This is a genomic window from Alkalihalobacillus sp. MEB130 (assembly GCF_032335535.1).
Taxonomy (GTDB): Bacteria; Bacillota; Bacilli; order Bacillales; family Bacillaceae_D; genus Halalkalibacter.
In genome coordinates this window covers 76,835-95,988 of the sequence record NZ_JAOANA010000018.1, presented here as the reverse complement: position 1 = coordinate 95,988, position 19,154 = coordinate 76,835, and the positions used below count along the sequence as shown (strand labels likewise).

Sequence of the window (19,154 nt, the reverse complement as noted above, 5' to 3'; positions counted from 1 at the left end):
GGAAGCAGACAGTATTCGAATGAAATATAGAAAAGCGTTGTTTGATATCTCACCTGTTGAATCTTAATTGTGATTAACTGTTTAAAATTAATTGTGGTAAATTGTTTAATTCTACTTGACGGTTACATCAATGTATTTCATCAATATTGAAACAAAAAAATTGAGTAAAAAGGTGGTGTACATATGAAATATGGGAAAGTGTTAGGTGAAGGCAATACGGCAACTGTATACGAATGGGAAAAAGGCAAAGTTCTCAAACTCTTCGTCAAGGGCTATCCAAAAAGTGCAGTAGAGCGGGAGTTTCTCAATGTGAAGTCGATCAATAATATGAGTTTCGCAAAGCCGAGAGCATACGAAATAATTGACTGTGAAGAGAGAGTAGGAATTATCTATGAAAGAGTGGAGGGGGAATCTCTTTTGGATTGGGTTCTGAGGACAGGTGATCTCCAAGGATGTGCGGGTTATATGGCAAGGTTGCATAAGACTGTTGTACAGAACAGAGTTAACAATGTACCAGAGTATAAAGAATTTTTAAGATCCAATCTATTAAAAGCGCCCTCGGCTAACATAATGATAGGAGAGGGTATATTAGATATTTTGGATGGATTGGAAGATGGGGATACACTTTGTCATGGTGATTTTCATCCAGGCAATATCTTATTATCGAACGGATACCCAATTGTTATAGATTTTATGAATGTATGCCGTGGAAATGTTCTGTATGATGTTGCAAGAACTGTTTATTTGGTCCAGTTTACGCCTGTTCCAACAGATGTGGTTGACAGCGAAACGTTTCTAGAACTTAAGAAGACACTGGCTGATTTATATCTTATGAAATGAACATCACCAGAGACATGATACAAGATTACCTACATGTAATTAGTGCCGCTAGAATGGGGGAGTGTCCTAACGAATATCAGTGAGCTCTCCCTCCTTTAATTTTACTGCAAACAAATATCGACGCTTCTTTACTACAGAATTGCCCTGAACCGAACCGTACCACGAGTAGATGAGGTTTTACAATAGAGGGCTTTCTTATTAAAGATAGCCCTTTTGTTTATACTTATGGATTAATATATTCCTACATTTTTCTCTCCAAATATTTGCTGTAGGTGATAATGCATCATTGGCACGTATACTGTCCGGATCACATTCTAAAAATATCCTATTGTTTTCACTTAGTAAAAATTCTAATTGTTTAACTGCTTTTTTTACTTCATTTGATTTAATTTCAAATCTGGCGATTGTTGGAGAAGCAGTTTCCACTTATTTTAGGATATTTAAAATTAACTATGGCAAAGGAAGACCCGAAAAAAGCTCAAGCTTTGGCAGATCAAAAGTAATGTACTTTTGCATAACATTAGAAAAACACAACTGAGAAAGTTGTGCTAGATGTATTAAGTATTATCAATATTTTCATTTATGTTTTGCAGGAATAAAGATAATAAGTTTTCCGCTTTATCTTTTAGTTCATCTAATTCTTCCAATAATTTTTTGACATCAGTCTCTGCTAATTCTGCCAGTTCGCTTTCTTTTTCATGAGCTATTTGAGAAGCTGAAGCACGGAATTCATCTACATCATCGAAGTCAGCAGAATGTTCATTCTCATTAATATATTCCATCGCATACTCCTGATTATTAAACGATAAGAATTCATCAATACTTGTATCAGTAGAATACATTAAGCAGATTTCTTCCGTTCTAAGATCCTCAACAATTTGATTAATGTCCTCAGTTTCAATTCCTAATTCTTCAAGTTGATGCATTATTCTATAACAAATACTTTCAAAGTCATCCATTGTTGATGTTAGCTTATCAAGGTTTTCAGCGAAGTGATAACTATTCATTAAATCCAGAAATTCATGGTATATCCCTCGTTCGTCATAAACACTATGGCATGACATTCGGACCTCTTCAATTATACTGGATAATAAATAGTAATTAAACTTGTACTCGATTCTTAGTTTATTTATAGAGTCGTTAGAATAATATTCTTCAGAGTTGTCTTTTAAGCGTGGAACTATAGAATTTTTAAGGGTACAAATAAAGTCGGTATCACGAGAAATAATTCCGCATTCAATGTTATTTGCTGATTCATCCGAGAAGTTAGACGAACCAATAAATACTATATTATTAGTCATAATAATCTTGGCATGATTTTTAAAATTGAAATGAGTACTGAATATAGAATCAAAATTTTCAGGATCCAGCTTATTCAGATATACATTTATAACTTCTCTAGCTCTATTTCTAGCGTTACCATAATACGTTTCAAACCTATTAGGTATATTTGTAATAATATCTACAGTGGTCGTTGAAGGTAATGTTTCTAAAGTATTGATTAAATTAGTTTTTCTCGCAGAGATATTATAAGTAAGAATGAACACATAGTCGGTATTAATAAAATCATCTAGAACTTCTTGATATGTTAGTTCACCTTGCGCCATAACAAACTCTGCTTCTCTTATAGGAATCCTAAGTATCATAAATATTTCTAACCTACCTTTACATCCATTTTAGGGAGTGATATTGCTTAAATTAATTATAATGGTTTATTGTTAGTTTCGGCTATTATAATGTTACATTTATTTCCATGTTTCACGATATAGGTAATCCAAAAGCAACAGCAACTGAGTATATTTTCGACATGGAGATGTCACTTCAAAGGTACATTCTTAAAAAACTATGAAAAATTTTATCACATACTATAAATATTAGCGAGCAATCCCAGTTGAGGAAATGCAACTAGAGAAAACCCATGGTTTGTAAATAGGTATTTACAATTCAGAAGATGTACACCTTCATTATTATTTATTGAGTCAACCTATACCAAAGTAATCCCTTAATTCCATGAAATGTTATAATATGTAAAAGTGAATTGACATTAGGGGGCGTTCTCATGTTTAAGCTTAGAGACTTTTTGTATTTAGATGAAAGAACAGTTGAAATCAAAAATCATAAAGTGTATACAAAAAATAAAAAAGCTGACCTGTTATTTAGATGAACAGATCAACTTTTTTGTATTAAATTACTTTTTTATTCCATTAACAATGTTCGTTTTAGTAACTGAATCGTAAGTGACAGTCACTTCATATACAATCCCACCAATAGTATATTCTCTAGTAGATGAATTTTGGTTTTGGGTTGTTGGGTTTGCGATGTTTCCACCGTCTAAAGTTGTAGAAACAACTTTCTTAGATGTACCATCAGAATAATTTAGTGTATAAGTTGCAATCACTTTAAATTGATTTTGTCCTTGAGCCTCTAGAGCAAGAGTGAGATCGCTTATACTTGTTACAACTACATTTTCAGCTACAGGTGCAGATGGTGCAGCAGGAACGGAGATAGAGTTAATTAATGTAACAGACTCACCAAAGAAGTTTTCATCACTTAGTTCATCAGAAGTGTAATTCAATGTACTATTAGGTATCAAGCCTGTTAAAGTAATTTCTTCCTTCTCTGTCTCGCCATTACTCAACGCTTTTACAATATCAAATGATAGTTCATACGTTCCAGTTTCTGCATCCCAAACGAAGTTAGGGCTTTCTGAACCATAATCTACGGAGTATTTAGTAATTGTAGCCCAAACATCAACATCAACTGTTGAACTGTTGTTACTATGAACTAGTCCAGCCTTTTGTCCATTATGAAACTTAGTTTCGGCTTTTACTTCAACATTTGTCAAAGAATGGCTATCTAATGAAACAGAAGTTGAGAATCCATAAGTATTGGTTTGACCCGGAATAGCCCATACGTTAGTAATCTCTTTTCCACCTACTGTGATAAACAGATTAGCTAAATCATCGCGAGCCCCATCAATGATCACTTCACCAAAGACTATTTTTGATGTACCAAAGTATCCAGTAATAGGAGAAAAGGTAATTTGAGCTGTTTCTAGTCCATTTGTATTTCTTCCGTCTTCTTGGACTACAGGATTCGAGACGGATGCTGGTGTTTTGGATGGTCCTTTTGCCATTACTCCAGTGCTCATTCCTAAAACTAAAGAACTAGTTAAAATTATTGTTCCGATTTTTTGTTTGTTCATTTCTCATTTCTCCTCTTAAATAAAATGTTTAAATAAGAGGGTCGGTTACACTACTAGCTCCAAATAGCCCAAGTGTCCATATAAAGGCTATCTTTCATAGCACCCCTAGATAGAGGTCCGGTTACACTACTAGCTCCATATAATCAAAGTGTCCAAATAGAGATTATATATCATAGCTTACCTAAAAAGTCCTATACATGGATAAGTTTCGTGGCCACGTTAATTACCTGTGTATAATTACCTACAGATTTATTATAGGTTCAGGGAAAAGAAAAAGGAATTTATTTCAATCGACAAATAGCAACAAATTTTTCGATATTGCTAAGTATAAAGTCTCGACCTTGTAGTAGATAAAAAGAACCGAAAAGCTCATTTAAACAAAGTATAAGTAAATTGAAGGTCTCTGATAATATGCAAATAAAGCCTATGGAAAGTAATTCACCTTCAACATAGAAAGTATATTAAGTTAAAAAATGGGATCGAAACAAAAAAACAGGAAATCACAACGATTTCCTGTTTTCTACTATCTAATAAATAACAACTGGATCGTAGGCACTCAGATAGTTATATACCTTTTTCATTACATCAGGTGGAACGTTAACGCAGCCATTTGATCCTGCATTGTGGTACGCATTGCTTGACCAGTTGCTTCGCCAGCTTGCGTCGTGGAATCCTTGACCGCTGTTTGTAAAGGGTGCCCAATAATCTACATCAATGGCGTAATCATCACCTGTGAGTGTGTAGGGTGTCCGTTTAAAGAGAATGTACCATACCCCTTTTAATGTATCTTGTTGTGTACTTCGGTTACCAGTAACGACATTGGTAGTTAAGACTAATTGTCCTTCTTTGTAAATCCACATCCGTTGTTCGGCAATGGATACTTCAGCATAAGTCGTACCGATGCCATAGTTTGAAGTTGTTTCATAGCCGTAGCCTTCTCCATCCCAGCCATTCCCATAAATATTAGAAGCAGAAACAAATCCTTCTCCAGTTTGAAAAGCTTCTTGGATCGCGGTTGTTTCTCTTTCAATATTAAGTGCCCAACCATACCCTTCTCCTTTAACCGAAATATCTTGACCTGAGTGTGTTTTAAAAGAGAAGTCTTTGCCTAAGGTTGAGTGAGAGTCATTAATCTCAGAAATTTTTTCAAGAATCGTATCTGAATGAATCAATACATCCATTTCTTCTGACAAAGAGGCATTTACAATAAGTTCTTTAGCCTGTAATGAAAAGACTTGATCTTGTAACTGATACTCAACGGTGTGTGAAAGTAATTCTTGCAGTTTTTCTACTTGGCTTTGTACAACTTGACTGTCTTCTTTGATGGGATGTAGGAACAGTGAATTTAGGAAAACTTCACTAGTATACTCATGCTTGTCAAATTCCTCCAAAATGCCGTGAACATCATATTGTTCACCACTCATGCTTTCAGAAATCATAATTTCGCCATTTTCTATGTGCGCCTTAGCATCTATTGGTTCCTCTAAATTTTCATTTAAGGAAGTGAGTGCTAGTTCTAGCTCATTTCTCAGATCTTCGCTGCGATATGAATCCATGTTACTTGGATGTAAGTAATAGGCTTTTGCTTCAGATGAAGGGAAAAGTGTCCATTGATCTTTTACCATTTCTTTAATTTCTGACAAGTCCATTTCTGAAAAGTTCATCGGAGTTTCTGTTCCTGCTAAAATTAGTTGGTCTTCGATATAGATATGGTTGTTTAAAAGAGAGGATTGCAACTTTTCTAGAGTTTGATCAGCTGTCAGCCCACCTACTTCAATGCCGTTAATGGTGACATTTGCATTAAAGTGGGTTCTCTGATAAAAGCTTAGTGTCAAAATAATAAGCCCAATCAGAAAGATCGTTATTGCTATAATATACTTCCAATTTTTAAACCATTGAGTTTTCTGTGAAGGGTTATACTCTTCAACTGGTTTTTCTACGGGATCACTCATACAATATTCCCCCAAACCTAACATAATTAGACTTTAAACTAAAAGCCTTTACTCCAATTTTACTAGATGGAAAGAATGAATTTTGTCGCAATTTGTTAGTTGAAGAAGTTTATTATTCATTTTCTATTACATTTCTTAGCTCAGCTTTTCTCCTGATTTTTTTAAAATAAATCCACTATTGACCTAGAGGCAAATATATTGGTTTATGAGTATTTAGCTGAACGGAAAAAACAGGACTACATATAATGATCAGAAATAAAATCAAAGGAGAGGTCCGTCATGATTCATCCCGATACTGAGCTTCGCTATGTAAATGATGAAATAGGGTTTGGAGTGTTTGCAACAAAGTTCATACCAAAGGGAACTATAGTCTGGGCACTAGATGATCTAGACCAAGTGCTCGATCCTTCCTTCGTGGAGAGCCTTGATAATCAAAGACAAAATCAGGTGAAAAAATATTCGTATCGAGATCATAAAGGAAGATACATTCTGAGCTGGGATATAGGACAATATGTAAATCATAGTTTCAAAGCGAATTGTATAAGTACGCCTTATGATTCGGAAATTGCCATTAAAGATATTGAACCAGGGACGCAGTTAACGGACGAGTATGGTTGTTTGAATTTAGAGGAGCCATTTGCCTGTCTACCTGAAGAAGGAGTGGAGAGAACTTACGTATGTAAGGACGACTTACTCGAGAATTACAAAGAATGGGACCAATTGCTCTTAGAGGCTTATCAATTTGTTGACAAAGTGGAACAACCACTTGGTTTTCTTATTCCCACCTCGTATAAAAAGAAAATGAAACTTGCTGCAGAAAAGAAAGAAGTGATTGACTCCATAAAATCTCTTTACTTTGAAGACAAACAATAGGGGAAGATATTATGTCGTTTATTACTGTAAAGTCGATAAAGTCATCGAGCCGATCTTTGAGAATCCATCCTGTTTTAGCTGAGAAGATAGGGATAAATAAGAGAAGGAAGAAAATCGACATTTGTTATGGAAATCGTCAATATGAAGCAACCATGTCTATAACGAAAAAGGTATCTAAGGACGTGATTGAGCTGGATCAAAGTAGCATGGAGAAATTAATGATTGATCCTTGCTATCGTTATAACTGCCAATATAAAGATGGTAACGTACTCATTGGGCCGTTAATAGGACTACTGTACAGTCATAAAACACGATATTTAAAAAAACGTTTTTCTAATGAAGAAAAGAAAAAACGGTATGAAGCCTATGCACAAATGATGCAAAAGATAGGCGGAGTCATTTATGCGTTTGCTACCGATCAAATAGATTACGAAAAAGAAGAAGTAAAAGGGTTTGTCTATAACGAATCTACATCTACTTGGGAGGAGAAGGTTTTTCCTTTACCGGGAGTGATTTATCGTAAGGTATCCGTAACAGAGGAGTTAGAAAAGAAAATGAAAGGAAAGATAGTAAATTCCTATCGTTTTACTAAATATGAATTTTGGGAAATGCTAAAAGACCATTATAAAATAGCAAAACACCTGCCTGAAACAACCAATGAGATTACCAAAAGCAAGTTAGATGATCTACTAGGAAAGTATGATAAGGTAATTTTAAAGCATACAAAAAAGAAATTGGGATATGGGATCTACCTCATTACAAAGGAAAAAGATCACTATCACATTACAAAAAACTTAACATATGACTCTTTCTCTATATCTAATGATGAAATGGTTGAATTCCTGGAGAAACATCAGGAAGATTATATTATTCAGCAATTTGTCTCTTTAAAAATGTATGAAAATCGAAAAATTGATTATCGTTTAATTTTCACAAAGACTGTAGAGGAAAAGTGGGAATGTAAGGGGATTTTAGGTTGGTTAGGTGCGGTTGGAGGGTTTACCATTCATACGTTAGTTGAAACGAATGGACGAACACTTGAAGAGATGCTTAAAATGCAGTTTGATTATACCCCAAAGCAAATAGCAAAAAAGAAAAAAGAGATGATAAAAATTGGAAATGACATTGCATGGGCATTAGATACAATAGAACGCCCGTATATTGATTTTGGCTTCGATTTTGGGCTGGATGAAAGTGGGAAGGTTTGGGTCTTTGAAGCCAATGTATACCAACAACTTTGGTCTCCTCTTTATCTTGATGACTACGATATGTATGAACAGATTATAGAGTGCGTGATAAAGTATTTAGAGAAAGAAGCTATGAGCTAGCATTTGAATGTGCTAGCTCTTATTTTATGATTCATCGGTCGCGACCAATCAAGTTAAATACAAGCTTTATATTCTTTCATAATATTATTTATGATGGTTTTAACTGGTAAAATCTCTTTAATTTCATGCACTCTTGCTCCGGCAAAAACGAGGCCATTCTCGCAATCTCCATTCATAGAAGTAATCAAAGAATCTAATGTACAAAAACGATAAGAACAGTTTTTTAAGCAATCCATGCACTTCTTAATTTTTACCTTTTTATTATCGGAAATAAGTTCAGTAAAATGATTACTGATCGCACGACCCTGGAGACCAACAGTTGTTTTTATTAAGAGAGTATCATCCTTCCGAGCATGTACATATTTTTCTTTAAATGATAACGGTGCATCACATTCTTCACTAGCAACAAACCTCGTCCCCATCTGTACGCCGGAAGCTCCCATGCTTAAGACATATGCGAGATCTTCCCCAGTCATAATTCCGCCAGCAGCAATAACGGGAATATCCACCGCCGACACCACTTCTGGCAAAAGATCGAATAAAGGTCTTTCCGTCCCAAGGTGTCCACCGGCTTCATGGCCTTCAACAACAACAGCAGAAGCACCAAGACGTTCTGATAGCTTAGCAAGCTTCGCTGAAGAGACAATGGAGATGACGGGGATACCAGCTTCTTTGCCCCAAGCATACATATCTCTTGAAATTCCTGCGCCTGATATAATGAAGTCAACTTTTTCTTCAATTGCTGCTTTCATTTTTTCAGTAAAGTCATTCATAGCGAAAAGAACGTTTACACCAATATAGCCCGAATCCTTAATAGATTCCTTCGCTTTCCTAATATGGGATCGCATTTCATCGACGGTAATCCCAGTTCCTGATATGATCCCAATTCCGCCAGCGTTCGCAACAGCAGATGCGAGCCTACTTAACGAAATTCCTACTCCCATACCACCTTGAATGATCGGAACCTTTGGCAACATATGACCTATTTTCAATTGTGGAGAGCTCAATAAAATACCCCATTTCATCACATTTATTAAGTAACAAATTCTCGTAATCTCTATAAAGAGTAGCAACTTTGGTTATGAAAAGCTGTGACCTAATTAACTTTCACTTTAGAAGTTGATAGAAGAAAGATGCATTGAAGTGTGAGGAGATGGCTTAATGGTTGTGTAAAGACTGACCATGTTGTGATTGTTCGGAGTTAATTATCTCTACCCTTGCATAAGCCGCGAGAAATATTTGTCCTGTGAGGACTGTCAACGGCTTGTGCAAGGGTATGAGTCTAAAACTTTAAGAGTACATTCTCAACGTATTATGATATCGCCCAATCGGTACAACAGAAGGAGAGCCAGAAACGGGATCTTTGATGACCGTGCAATGAAGACCAAAAATATCTTCAATTAGTTTGCTTGTAATGACCTTCGATGGTTCTCCTTCTGCAATAAGCTTTCCTTTATAAAGGGCAAAAATATGGTCTGCGTAACGGGCGGACAAGTTGATGTCATGTAGAACCATGACGATGGTTGTTCCGTGTTTTCGATTAAGATCGGTTAGCAGGTCTAGAATTTCAACTTGATAGGTAATATCTAAATAGGTTGTTGGTTCATCCAGAAATAAGATGTCTGTTTGCTGCGCCAGAGCCATTGCAATCCATACACGCTGTCTTTGACCACCTGAAAGTTCATCAATATTTTGCTCAGCAAATTCCGTGATTTTCATCATTTCCATTGCCTCAGCAACTGCCTCATAATCTTTTTTTGTCCAACCTTTTAAAAACGTTTGGTGTGGAAATCTTCCTCTTCCAACTAAATCAGCAACCGTTATACCTTCAGGGACAATAGGCGATTGTGGCAAAAGCCCTAACACACGAGCCAATTTTTTTGGTGGAATTTTATGGATCGATTTTCCGTCTAGGGTAACTTGACCAGAAGTAGGTTTAATAAGCCTAGCCATCGTTTTTAGAAGTGTCGATTTTCCACAACCGTTGGCTCCAATGATGATGCTTATTTGATTGCTTGGAATCGAAATACTCACATCATGAAGAATCGTCTTATGATCGTATCCTGCCGTGATGCCTTCAGATTGAAAAATATGTGTCGGTTTCATTATAAATCTCCCTTTCGATTCATTCGGATTAGCAAATAGATCAAGTAAGGCGCACCAAGAATACCTGTAATGACGCCTACAGGATATCTAGTAACGAATGCAAATTGGCCAATAAGATCGGATGCTAAAACTAAAATGATCCCAACAAGACCCGCTGGAATAATAGTTGAAAACCCAACACCAACTAGTCTTTTGGCGATAGGTCCAGAAAGAAATGCGACAAATGCAATTGGTCCTGTTGTTGCGGTAGCTAATGCAATAATAAGGACAGAACTAATAATAAGTATTAGTCTTGTCTTATTCGTATCCACTCCAAGTGAAGTTGCTGCTTGCTCTCCAAGCTCTAATATATCTAATCGTTTGCCCAGTAATATAATGATGGGTGTACAAATAAGAACAATCACAATAAGCGGATAAAGAGTCTCCATCTTCGCTCCATTTAGACTACCACTTAGCCATCTCATGGCAGTAGGAATATCATGTTGCTGACCAATCATTAATAGATAGGAAATGACAGCGTTCAGCATGGCTTGAATTCCAATTCCTATTAATATTAATCTCCCTATTGAGAAAGAGTGTCCTTTTGATAAGAGAAAAATAATAAACACTGTAGCCAGTCCACCAACAACAGAAGCAATTGAAACAACCGTATTACTTGCCTGAAGAACAATGATACAAAAAACAGCTGCTACACTTGAACCAGCTGTTATTCCGATGACATTAGGGTTTGCTAAAGGATTTCGTAACATAGTCTGAAATACGGTTCCCGCAACTCCGAAAGCGAATCCAGCAAAAACACCTGCCACCATTCTCGGAAATCGAATGGTGCCGACTGCAAATGATGCCCCTTGTACTTCCTCACCTAACAAAACACGTATGACATCCTGAACCGGGTACATTGTATTTCCTAACATAAGTATCGCACAGCATAGTGCAACAGCAATGATGGCTAGCAATGTTGTGACAAACAGATAGCGACGACGCCTTTTTGTTCTACCTACTATAATTAGATTGACGGTTTCCTTTATCATAACGATCGCATTTTCGCTTTCATAGTTAGTAAGATTAAAATGGGAGCCCCAATAAATGCTGTTACTACACCAACTTCAAGTTCACCAGGTCTACCGACAAGCCTGCCGCATATATCTGAGATTGTTAAAATAAGGGCACCTGAGAGAGCTGACATCGGGATAATATAACGTAAATCAGGACCAATCAAAAGTCGTACCATGTGGGTTGCTAATAAGCCAATAAAACCAATAGGACCTGCTAGTGCTGTTGTTACAGCGCACAATAGAACGCCACCAAAAGCAGCAATAAGTCTAAGCGTGCCAGTACGTACTCCTAAACCTGTAGCAGCTTCATCACCTAATGCTAATGCATTTAGTGCTGGAGCTGTAAATATCGCGATTCCTATTCCTACAATGAGAAAAGGAATAAAAATAGAGATCGAGCTCCAGTTTCCTGCTCCAACACTACCTACCTGCCAAAATCTAAATTGATCCATAACGTTTGAGCGGGGAATCATAATGGCCATTACAAGCGAGGATAATGCAGCACTTGTAGCAGCGCCTGCTAGAACTAGTTTAAGGGGTGTGGCACCGCCACTCCCCATTGAACCAATTCCGAATACAAAAATGGCAGTTATGATGGCTCCCGCTAGTGCAAGCCAAATATATTGACTAGCAGTACTGATATTTAAAAAGGAAATGCCACAAACGACGAATAGGGCGGCACCTGTGTTAACTCCCAATATGCTAGGATCTGCAATAGGATTGCGTGTGACTGATTGCATTAGAGCCCCAGAAACACCTAATGCTGCACCACACATAAAACTAAATACAGTTCTAGCGATTCTTTGGCGAACAACACTTGCTTCGTGAGTCTGTACATCTGGTTGGAATAAACCAATTATGAGTTCGTTCCAACCAATGGTACGAGAGCCAAAGGCAAGAGAAGCCAATACACATAAACCGAGTAAAATTAGAGAGAGTATAAAAACTCTGATAAAGTTTTTCGGAAGATGTAACTGCTTATTTTTGGAAACGGATGGATGAATCATCTACTCTAACTTGCTAACAGCTTCTGAGATTAGAGTTACGTATTCATCAATTGAATATTGAATGGAAAGTGGATTCGGAGTTCCTGCTGCTGCAAGTGGGGTGTTATCTCCAATAATAACAACAGATCCTCTTTCAATTGCTGGAACTTTCCCAAGAATTGGGTCAGCTTGTAGGGCAGTTAACGAATTTTCATCTCCATATGAAATTAATACTTCAACATCATTTAGCGCATCTGCATTTTCAGCACTTAATTCAATATAAAAACTATTTGAGTCAGCAATTTCACTCATAATACTTTCTGGGTATTCCATTCCTAACTCACCAAGAAACTCTCCACGAGGATCTGCAGGTGTGTAAACGTAAAACTTAGATAAGTCTGCTGCGTTAATCATAGCAAATGCAGCTTTTTTTCCTTTAATTTCAGGATGTTCATTTGCTTTATCTTCAATTAATTGCTCTGTATCAGCGATAAGTTGTTTTCCTTCTTCTGCCATTCCCATTCCCATAGAGTTTAGTGTAATTTGGTCACGCCACGAAGTGACCCAAGGACCAGTTTCATATGCTACAACTGGGGCAATTTGACTTAACGTTTCATATTCTTCTTGAGTAATTCCAGAATACGATGCAAGAATAACATCTGGTTTAGCATCTGAAATGGCTTCAAAATCTAACCCGTCCGTATCTTGGAAAATATTTGGTTGTTCTGCACTAAGCTTTTTTAATTTCTCAGCAGTCCAAGGCAACATGCCGCTATCATCTTGAACTCCATAGTTTGCAGCTGAGAAACCAACTGGCACTACACCAAGTGCAAGAACAACGTCATGGTTTGCCCATGAAATGGTAACAACGCGTTCAGGTTTTTCCTCAATGACCGTTTCACCCAATGCATGATTGATCACGATCGGATAGTCAGATGTTGTTACTTCGGTATCAGCTATCTCAGTATTAGGGTCTTCAGTTGAAGTTGGTTCAGATTGTGAATTTGATTGCTGGGTGGAACAACCTACCAGTGCGAACATAAGAATAGCAACCAGTAGTGCTGTAAGTAATGAAACTTTCCGTTTTGTCTTCATTTGTGTGACCTACCTTATCATTTTTATTTTGAGAATAATTATCATTATCGTTAATATAGCCCCTCTTTCTCGGGTTGTCAATAAATAAAAAAATAAGTGTGAGATGATGCACATTTTCAGTGTTTTTATCGTTTTGTGATCTTTAACAGTGTAATCATATCCGTTTTTTTATTGATGGTTTTTATTGTAAGTATGAAAGTCTTACTGTATATTTAATTGAGAATGATAATTATTTACAACTATTGATGAAGGAGTGAGGTATATGACACAGGAAACCAATTTGTATGATGTAACAGTGATTGGAGGTGGACCAGCTGGATTGTATTCAGCTTTTTATAGTGGACTTCGAGAGATGAAAACGAAAATCATTGAGTATCAACCCAAACTAGGTGGCAAGGTACATGTCTATCCTGAAAAAATGATTTGGGATGTTGGTGGCTTGATACCGACTCCAGGATCAAAACTAATCGAGCAGCTTGTCGAACAAGGGTTAACCTTTGATCCGACTGTTGTTTTAAATGAAAAAATAGATTCGATCAGCCGACAGGAGAATGGACATTTCCTCCTGAAAGCTTCATCCGGAAGAGAACACGTATCAAAGACCGTTATTGTTGCAGTTGGGAGTGGAATCCTAAATCCTTATAAGCTGCCAATTGAAGGAGCAGAAAGATTTGAGGTTTCCAATTTAAACTACACGGTTAAATCATTAAAGCAATTTAAAGATAAGATCGTCATCATTTCTGGTGGGGGAAATTCGGCCATTGACTGGGCTAATGAATTAAAAGGCGTTGCGAAAAAAGTGTACCTTTCTTACCGGAAAGAAGCGTTAAAAGGCCATGAAGCACAAGTAACGCAATTGCTAAATAGTTCAGTTGACTGTTTGTTTCAAACAGAAATTACGAAATTACTAGCAGCACCAGAACAAGATAGAATTCAATCGGTTGAGTTAACGAATCAACAAAATAACGAGACGACTACTCTTGAAATAGATGAAGTCATTATTAACCATGGGTTCGAACGAGACTCAACGTTACTTGGAAACAGTAAGCTTGATATTAAATTAGTTGATGATTTTTTTATTAAAGGCGATTCTTCTGGAGGATCTTCGATTCCGGGCTTGTATGCAGCAGGCGACATTTTAATGTGTGAAGGCAAAGTCAACTTAATTGCTGGTGCGTTTCATGATGCAGCCAATGCTGTGAACAAAGCGAAGCAATACATAGAGCCTAGTGCCAAAAAAGTGGCGATGGTTTCCTCTCATAATGAAGTGTTTAAGGAGCGAAATCGTGAGTTGGTTCGAGGGATACTGGGGTAATGACGTAAGAGTAAAATTGGATGTTGATTTAATTAGAGAGTGCTATCTTGTTATAGAAATAATGAAATAAGGAACCCTGTTTGAAAAACAGCAGGATTCCTTATTTGATCTATATTCCTTTTTTCGAAAAATTAATAGAACTCATAGTTACTAAATTCTTTTGTTTCTGTTTTAATAGGCTTTCGTTTTTTTTCTATGAAGCGAACGCCTCCAATAAATAATCGAACAATCCAAAATGTAACTGATAAGACTGCAACAGTGTAAAACCCATTCCATCCTTTTCTAAATTCTACGAGATTTGTCTTTTTTTCAAGTACACTTTCAATTAAGGCCATTGGTATACTAAATAGAAATACGCTGAGAATAATCTTCATTGGTTTCATCTTATAAGTAAATTGGTTGTACATAACACAGGATAGGGGAAACAGAATATATAAAAACACAATGTTGGAATCAAAAAGCTTCGGAAAATATCTATTTGGATATTGTACATATTTTCTTTTGGTAACTGGTCCATCAATTAGTGTAGAAACCAATGTTTTAAACAGATAGATGAGAAACCAATCTTTAAAATCACCTTTTCGACGGAATAATAAGGCCCAACCGGCCATGCCTACTGAAGTAATGATATGTAGTAGTTTTCTCTCTTTCATATAACCGCTTCCTTTATCATCGTTAGAATTCAATGGCTCTAATATTATTGTTTGGATTGTACATTTTAAAATTTCAACTAAAAGTATTTGCTTGCTACTTTTTCTGCCGTTCTTGTTGCTAAAGCTTGTGTAGTAAGAGTAGGGTTTGGTCCACCGATGCCATTATAGTGAACACTGTTATCGGCAATAAACAATCTTTTTACTTGGTATGCTTCACAACAGTCATCAACCACATGACCCATGCGCATCGTTGATTCAATATGGACGAATAAATGAGCTGGCCAGTTTGTACGAATAATCTTTTTTGCTCCAGCCTTAAGTAAAATTTCAGCGGAAATTTTTGACAGTTGATCTCTCTTTTTCTTATCTTCTTTGCTTGGTGAATAGCGAATAACCGGAATATAACCGTGTTCATCTTTTAATACGGGATCAAGTGATACTCCATTTCTTTTATGAGGTTGGTCATCAGTTAGAATCATAATACTTAACGTGTTCTGATAATTACTCATCCACTCTTTTAGCTCATCTCCAACCAACCGTCCCTGTAATCCCCATGGATCTTGAGATGAAAGATCTTGTTTAAAAGAATAACCACTTTGACTAAAACCAAAAGTCAAAGCCGAAAACAAACCAGGGCTAACTCCAGAAGGCTGAATACACCCTAAGCCGGGGTAGTCTAACCTGCCGCCAGAAGTTGGACCAACGAAAGGATTAATATGTTTCTGCCCTAACATACCGAGAATATCTTTTTCATCAAATACGCCAGTAATCCAATCCCAATAATGGTTTGTCAATCCACGTCCAACCCATGAATTATAGGGAAGTTGTGAATTAAGCCATAACCTTGGAGTCTCAATACAACCAGCTGCCATGACAACAACTTTGGCATATAATTCACCTTTCTCACCTGTCCATGTATCTCTGTATTCTACTCCCACAGCTCGTAACTCTCCACTTGGATCTTGTTCGGTTAGTATTTTTGTCGTATATGTATTAGGTCGGATTTCTACCTTTCTAGTCTCAAGTGCAAGAGGAATATAACTGACGTTAGTCGAGCGTTTTGCTACTTTATCCATTGATGGGCCATGCGGACAGCCATTTACACAGTGACCGCATAAAGTGCATCCCTCTAATTTAGATAATTCCTTTAAACTATGGTTTTTATCCATAAGCTTTTTATTTGGATGTAAAATAGCATTTGGTTGTGGACGATAGCCAGGTTCTGATGGGTTTAATGTATTAATAAATGACCAACCGGCTTTTTTTGCTCCATAGTAGAACATTTCTTCTTTTGCAGTCGTTGGTGCAGGGCGAACAGGTAATGTAGCTTCGACTTTTTCATAGTAAGGAAGTAACTCACGGTATGAGATAGGCCAAACATCATCAATTGCCTTTGAATAAGCTCGTGGCGAATTAGCCCAATAATGTTGAGTCGTTCCACCGACACCTGTTGATTGCCAGAGTTTCCCGCCAGCAGGAATGATCCGCTGCCATGGAGCACGCCTGCGGTCAGCGGGTCCCCAACGGAGACGACCGGAAATCGTATCATTCATAGAGTGTTCGAACTTAGTATATTGTTGTCGAAAGAGGTTAATATCCAAGTCATCAGGACTAGAACTACTCTTAGATCCGCGACTTTGATTAGGATGGCTCCACTTTTTATTTCCATACCAAGGACCTGCTTCTAAAATTAAAACATTTACTCCGAGCTCTCCTAACTCTTTGGCAGCGACAGCTCCTCCACCCCCAGCTCCAATGATAAGTACATCAACATCAACAGTCATTTTGTACACCTTACCTTCATTCAGAAAAATTTTTTACAAGAAATCCGCGCAGGTCGCGATAACCATACGCAGGACCTGGATAATGAACTAAATCCCATGTCACAAAGGGTCTTTCAATTCTCCTGTTTTCTGGGGGGGATAAGCGAGTTGTACCAAGAGAAAACCATTCAGAATAGTAACCAAGTAAAATCATTTGATGAAGGTTGCCTAAAATATTTTCTACTAAACCTAAATTTCCTTGAAAAGGAGGGGGAAGACTCTCCATATCAACTTCTCCTTGTTCTAATAAATAAATAGCTTCGAAGCGGTCGTTCACTGAAAGAGAAGAGAATGGTCCTCCTTCTGGGAATATAGATGGATTGGGCATTTCCTTAACTTTTTGTGAGAGACTAAGTTGCGTAGCACCAGCATCAAGTACTTCGGCAGTTACAGCAGATAGCTGAATATGATTCATTCCCCATTGACCTTGAATGGAAATATAATGGTCTAACCCCCATATAAGGTAATCATCTAGCCGTAAGTCTAGTGCTCCATTGGTGGAAGGAATGACAGCATCTGCAAAAGCCATAAAGGTCGCTCGAGTATGAGCCGTACTCGTTTGGTTTGTAGGTAATGGTAATTGTATGGGTCTTGATTGCGATAAAGAAGATGATTGGTTTGATACTAAAGAAGCTAAAGATTCTTTGAATTCATGAAAAAGACTTTTAGATGGCTTCATTAGGTAATCCTTTCTCTTTTTTTATCATAATTGCCATAATGTAATGGATTTATTAATAAAATGAAAAATAGTGGGGGAAAAAGTAGATGAAACTTGACGATAAGTGTAGGAAGCAGTTTCAACTTTGTCTTTAAGCATGCTTACTTAAGAGTATGGTAGACGAGAAAAAACACTCGATGTCTGATGGCAACGAGTGTTTCTTTCTTTTATTTAGTTTTCTGAATTACCATTCCTTCGGTTCATAATTCAACTCTCTAAATAATTGGGTACGCTCTTTCTTGGATAAATCTCTCCATTGACCAGGAGGGAGATTTCCTAAATGAATATTCATGATCCGAGTTCTTTGCAGTCTGTAGACGTTGTATCCTAGCTCTTCACACATGCGGCGAATTTGGCGGTTTAACCCCTGTGTTAAAATAATTTGAAAATCATATTTCGATAACGGTCTTACTTCACAAGGAAGCGTTTTTGTACCTAATATTTTCACACCTTCTGACATATTCTTTACAAATTCAGGTGTAATCGGCTTGTCCACTGAAACGATATATTCTTTTTCGTGCCGATTTTCAGCACGTAAAATCTCATTCACAATATCACCATCGTTGGTTAGGAGGATTAAGCCTTCTGAATCTTTATCAAGCCTTCCAATATTAAATACTCTTAACGGGTGATTCACTAAATCAACTATATTTCCTTTTACTTTCTTTTCTGTTGTACTTGTAATTCCTACAGGTTTATTTAAAGCAAGGTAGACATTATTTCTGGCAACCCGAATCGGTGCTCCGTTTACTAGGACATCATCGCCAGGTTGGACTTGATCGCCTATGTTTGCTCGTTTGCCATTGATTGTAACTCTTCCTTCACTAATGAGTTTATCCGCACCGCGCCTTGATGCTTTTCCTGCTTCACTTATATATTTATTAATACGCATAAAAATCACGACCTTACGTTGATAATTGTATAGTAGCGTATCAAATATACCTTATTTTCAATAGTGAATCAAAAACCTCATTTAGTTTTACGTGAGCATACTACGAGTGGTTGCTTACTTTTAAAAGTAGTTATTTATCTAAACTTGTACTCATAGTGTAAAAAAGTGGACAAACAATAAGAAGGGAGGAAGCAAAGCTTAAAGATTTCGATAAGATTAGGAAAAGGGAGAGTAATTTAAATAATTAGAATAAAATGTGAAGAGTGGAGATTTCAGGATTATCCCGCTACTTTTAGGCTTTTTGAACTTGACT

Annotated in this window: 16 protein-coding genes and 1 riboswitch; of the genes, 4 read left to right on the top strand and 12 right to left on the bottom strand. The window is 36.9% G+C overall.

The genetic code is table 11. The features are described from left to right. Nucleotides 1-183: 183 nt before the first annotated feature. Nucleotides 184-840: a phosphotransferase family protein gene (locus N0O92_RS17350; RefSeq protein ID WP_315615925.1), complete on the top strand. Its 657-nt coding sequence runs from the start codon at nucleotides 184-186 to the stop codon at nucleotides 838-840. Between the two features lie 557 nt (nucleotides 841-1,397). Here the strand turns inward: N0O92_RS17350 and N0O92_RS17345 are convergent. The 3 genes from N0O92_RS17345 to N0O92_RS17335 form a co-directional block, all read right to left on the bottom strand. Further along, a complete protein-coding gene (locus tag N0O92_RS17345; protein ID WP_315615924.1) occupies nucleotides 1,398-2,447 on the bottom strand; it encodes a phospholipase D-like domain-containing protein in 1,050 nt (349 codons plus the stop codon). A 581-nt stretch (nucleotides 2,448-3,028) separates the two neighbouring features. Beyond that, a complete protein-coding gene (locus N0O92_RS17340) occupies nucleotides 3,029-4,045 on the bottom strand; it encodes a hypothetical protein (protein ID WP_315615923.1) in 1,017 nt (338 codons plus the stop codon). A 106-nt stretch (nucleotides 4,046-4,151) separates the two neighbouring features. Continuing rightward, a riboswitch (cyclic di-GMP riboswitch) is annotated at nucleotides 4,152-4,235 on the bottom strand. Between the two features lie 337 nt (nucleotides 4,236-4,572). Beyond that, nucleotides 4,573-5,997, bottom strand: a complete 1,425-nt coding sequence (locus tag N0O92_RS17335) for a L,D-transpeptidase family protein (protein WP_315615922.1) — start codon at nucleotides 5,995-5,997, stop codon at nucleotides 4,573-4,575. Between the two features lie 279 nt (nucleotides 5,998-6,276). Here N0O92_RS17335 and N0O92_RS17330 point away from each other — a divergent pair, with 279 nt between their 5' ends. Then, nucleotides 6,277-6,870, top strand: coding sequence for an SET domain-containing protein (locus tag N0O92_RS17330; protein WP_315615921.1), 594 nt, complete (start codon nucleotides 6,277-6,279; stop codon nucleotides 6,868-6,870). Between the two features lie 11 nt (nucleotides 6,871-6,881). Next, complete coding sequence (locus N0O92_RS17325; RefSeq protein WP_315615920.1) at nucleotides 6,882-8,198, top strand: YheC/YheD family protein; 1,317 nt, start codon at nucleotides 6,882-6,884, stop codon at nucleotides 8,196-8,198. Nucleotides 8,199-8,251: 53 nt separating this feature from the next. On the opposite strand, the gene N0O92_RS17320 is transcribed toward N0O92_RS17325, so the two are convergent. From N0O92_RS17320 to N0O92_RS17300, 5 genes are all read right to left on the bottom strand, one after another. Then, a complete protein-coding gene (locus N0O92_RS17320; RefSeq protein ID WP_315615928.1) occupies nucleotides 8,252-9,223 on the bottom strand; it encodes an NAD(P)H-dependent flavin oxidoreductase in 972 nt (323 codons plus the stop codon). A gap of 265 nt (nucleotides 9,224-9,488) precedes the next feature. Next, nucleotides 9,489-10,304 (bottom strand): ABC transporter ATP-binding protein, encoded by an 816-nt coding sequence (locus N0O92_RS17315; RefSeq protein WP_315615919.1) that lies wholly within the window; start codon nucleotides 10,302-10,304, stop codon nucleotides 9,489-9,491. Then, nucleotides 10,304-11,335, bottom strand: a complete 1,032-nt coding sequence (locus N0O92_RS17310) for a FecCD family ABC transporter permease (protein ID WP_315615918.1) — start codon at nucleotides 11,333-11,335, stop codon at nucleotides 10,304-10,306. The genes N0O92_RS17315 and N0O92_RS17310 overlap by 1 nt, the downstream gene beginning before the upstream one ends. After that, nucleotides 11,332-12,366, bottom strand: a complete 1,035-nt coding sequence (locus tag N0O92_RS17305) for a FecCD family ABC transporter permease (RefSeq protein ID WP_315615917.1) — start codon at nucleotides 12,364-12,366, stop codon at nucleotides 11,332-11,334. The genes N0O92_RS17310 and N0O92_RS17305 overlap by 4 nt, the downstream gene beginning before the upstream one ends. Further along, the gene (locus N0O92_RS17300) at nucleotides 12,367-13,440 is read right to left on the bottom strand and encodes an iron-siderophore ABC transporter substrate-binding protein (protein ID WP_315615916.1); all 1,074 of its coding nucleotides are present in this window, start codon (nucleotides 13,438-13,440) and stop codon (nucleotides 12,367-12,369) included. It abuts the gene before it with no gap. A gap of 262 nt (nucleotides 13,441-13,702) precedes the next feature. Here N0O92_RS17300 and N0O92_RS17295 point away from each other — a divergent pair, with 262 nt between their 5' ends. Further along, nucleotides 13,703-14,755 carry an NAD(P)/FAD-dependent oxidoreductase gene (locus N0O92_RS17295; protein ID WP_315615915.1) on the top strand — a complete coding sequence of 351 codons (1,053 nt, stop codon included), beginning with the start codon at nucleotides 13,703-13,705 and terminating at the stop codon, nucleotides 14,753-14,755. A gap of 131 nt (nucleotides 14,756-14,886) precedes the next feature. On the opposite strand, the gene N0O92_RS17290 is transcribed toward N0O92_RS17295, so the two are convergent. The 4 genes from N0O92_RS17290 to rluF form a co-directional block, all read right to left on the bottom strand. Beyond that, entirely contained in the window at nucleotides 14,887-15,408 is a 522-nt protein-coding gene (locus tag N0O92_RS17290) for a CBO0543 family protein (RefSeq protein WP_315615914.1), read from the bottom strand. A gap of 77 nt (nucleotides 15,409-15,485) precedes the next feature. Continuing rightward, a complete protein-coding gene (locus N0O92_RS17285) occupies nucleotides 15,486-17,192 on the bottom strand; it encodes a GMC family oxidoreductase N-terminal domain-containing protein (RefSeq protein ID WP_315615913.1) in 1,707 nt (568 codons plus the stop codon). A gap of 16 nt (nucleotides 17,193-17,208) precedes the next feature. Continuing rightward, entirely contained in the window at nucleotides 17,209-17,910 is a 702-nt protein-coding gene (locus N0O92_RS17280; RefSeq protein WP_315615912.1) for a hypothetical protein, read from the bottom strand. A 223-nt stretch (nucleotides 17,911-18,133) separates the two neighbouring features. After that, nucleotides 18,134-18,841 carry a 23S rRNA pseudouridine(2604) synthase RluF gene (gene rluF, locus N0O92_RS17275; protein ID WP_396334540.1) on the bottom strand — a complete coding sequence of 236 codons (708 nt, stop codon included), beginning with the start codon at nucleotides 18,839-18,841 and terminating at the stop codon, nucleotides 18,134-18,136. Between the last annotated feature and the right edge of the window lie 313 nt (nucleotides 18,842-19,154).

Coding starts and splice junctions, on each gene's coding strand:
- N0O92_RS17280 (WP_315615912.1), bottom strand. CDS start 17,910: ATGAAGCCATCTAAAAGTCTTTTTCATGAATTCAAAGAATCTTTAGCT.
- N0O92_RS17320 (WP_315615928.1), bottom strand. CDS start 9,223: ATGAAATGGGGTATTTTATTGAGCTCTCCACAATTGAAAATAGGTCAT.
- N0O92_RS17315 (WP_315615919.1), bottom strand. CDS start 10,304: ATGAAACCGACACATATTTTTCAATCTGAAGGCATCACGGCAGGATAC.
- N0O92_RS17345 (WP_315615924.1), bottom strand. CDS start 2,447: ATGGCGCAAGGTGAACTAACATATCAAGAAGTTCTAGATGATTTTATT.
- N0O92_RS17350 (WP_315615925.1), top strand. CDS start 184: ATGAAATATGGGAAAGTGTTAGGTGAAGGCAATACGGCAACTGTATAC.
- N0O92_RS17310 (WP_315615918.1), bottom strand. CDS start 11,335: ATGATAAAGGAAACCGTCAATCTAATTATAGTAGGTAGAACAAAAAGG.
- N0O92_RS17295 (WP_315615915.1), top strand. CDS start 13,703: ATGACACAGGAAACCAATTTGTATGATGTAACAGTGATTGGAGGTGGA.
- N0O92_RS17305 (WP_315615917.1), bottom strand. CDS start 12,366: ATGATTCATCCATCCGTTTCCAAAAATAAGCAGTTACATCTTCCGAAA.
- N0O92_RS17300 (WP_315615916.1), bottom strand. CDS start 13,440: ATGAAGACAAAACGGAAAGTTTCATTACTTACAGCACTACTGGTTGCT.
- N0O92_RS17340 (WP_315615923.1), bottom strand. CDS start 4,045: ATGAACAAACAAAAAATCGGAACAATAATTTTAACTAGTTCTTTAGTT.
- N0O92_RS17335 (WP_315615922.1), bottom strand. CDS start 5,997: ATGAGTGATCCCGTAGAAAAACCAGTTGAAGAGTATAACCCTTCACAG.
- N0O92_RS17290 (WP_315615914.1), bottom strand. CDS start 15,408: ATGAAAGAGAGAAAACTACTACATATCATTACTTCAGTAGGCATGGCC.
- N0O92_RS17330 (WP_315615921.1), top strand. CDS start 6,277: ATGATTCATCCCGATACTGAGCTTCGCTATGTAAATGATGAAATAGGG.
- N0O92_RS17325 (WP_315615920.1), top strand. CDS start 6,882: ATGTCGTTTATTACTGTAAAGTCGATAAAGTCATCGAGCCGATCTTTG.
- N0O92_RS17285 (WP_315615913.1), bottom strand. CDS start 17,192: ATGACTGTTGATGTTGATGTACTTATCATTGGAGCTGGGGGTGGAGGA.
- rluF (WP_396334540.1), bottom strand. CDS start 18,841: ATGCGTATTAATAAATATATAAGTGAAGCAGGAAAAGCATCAAGGCGC.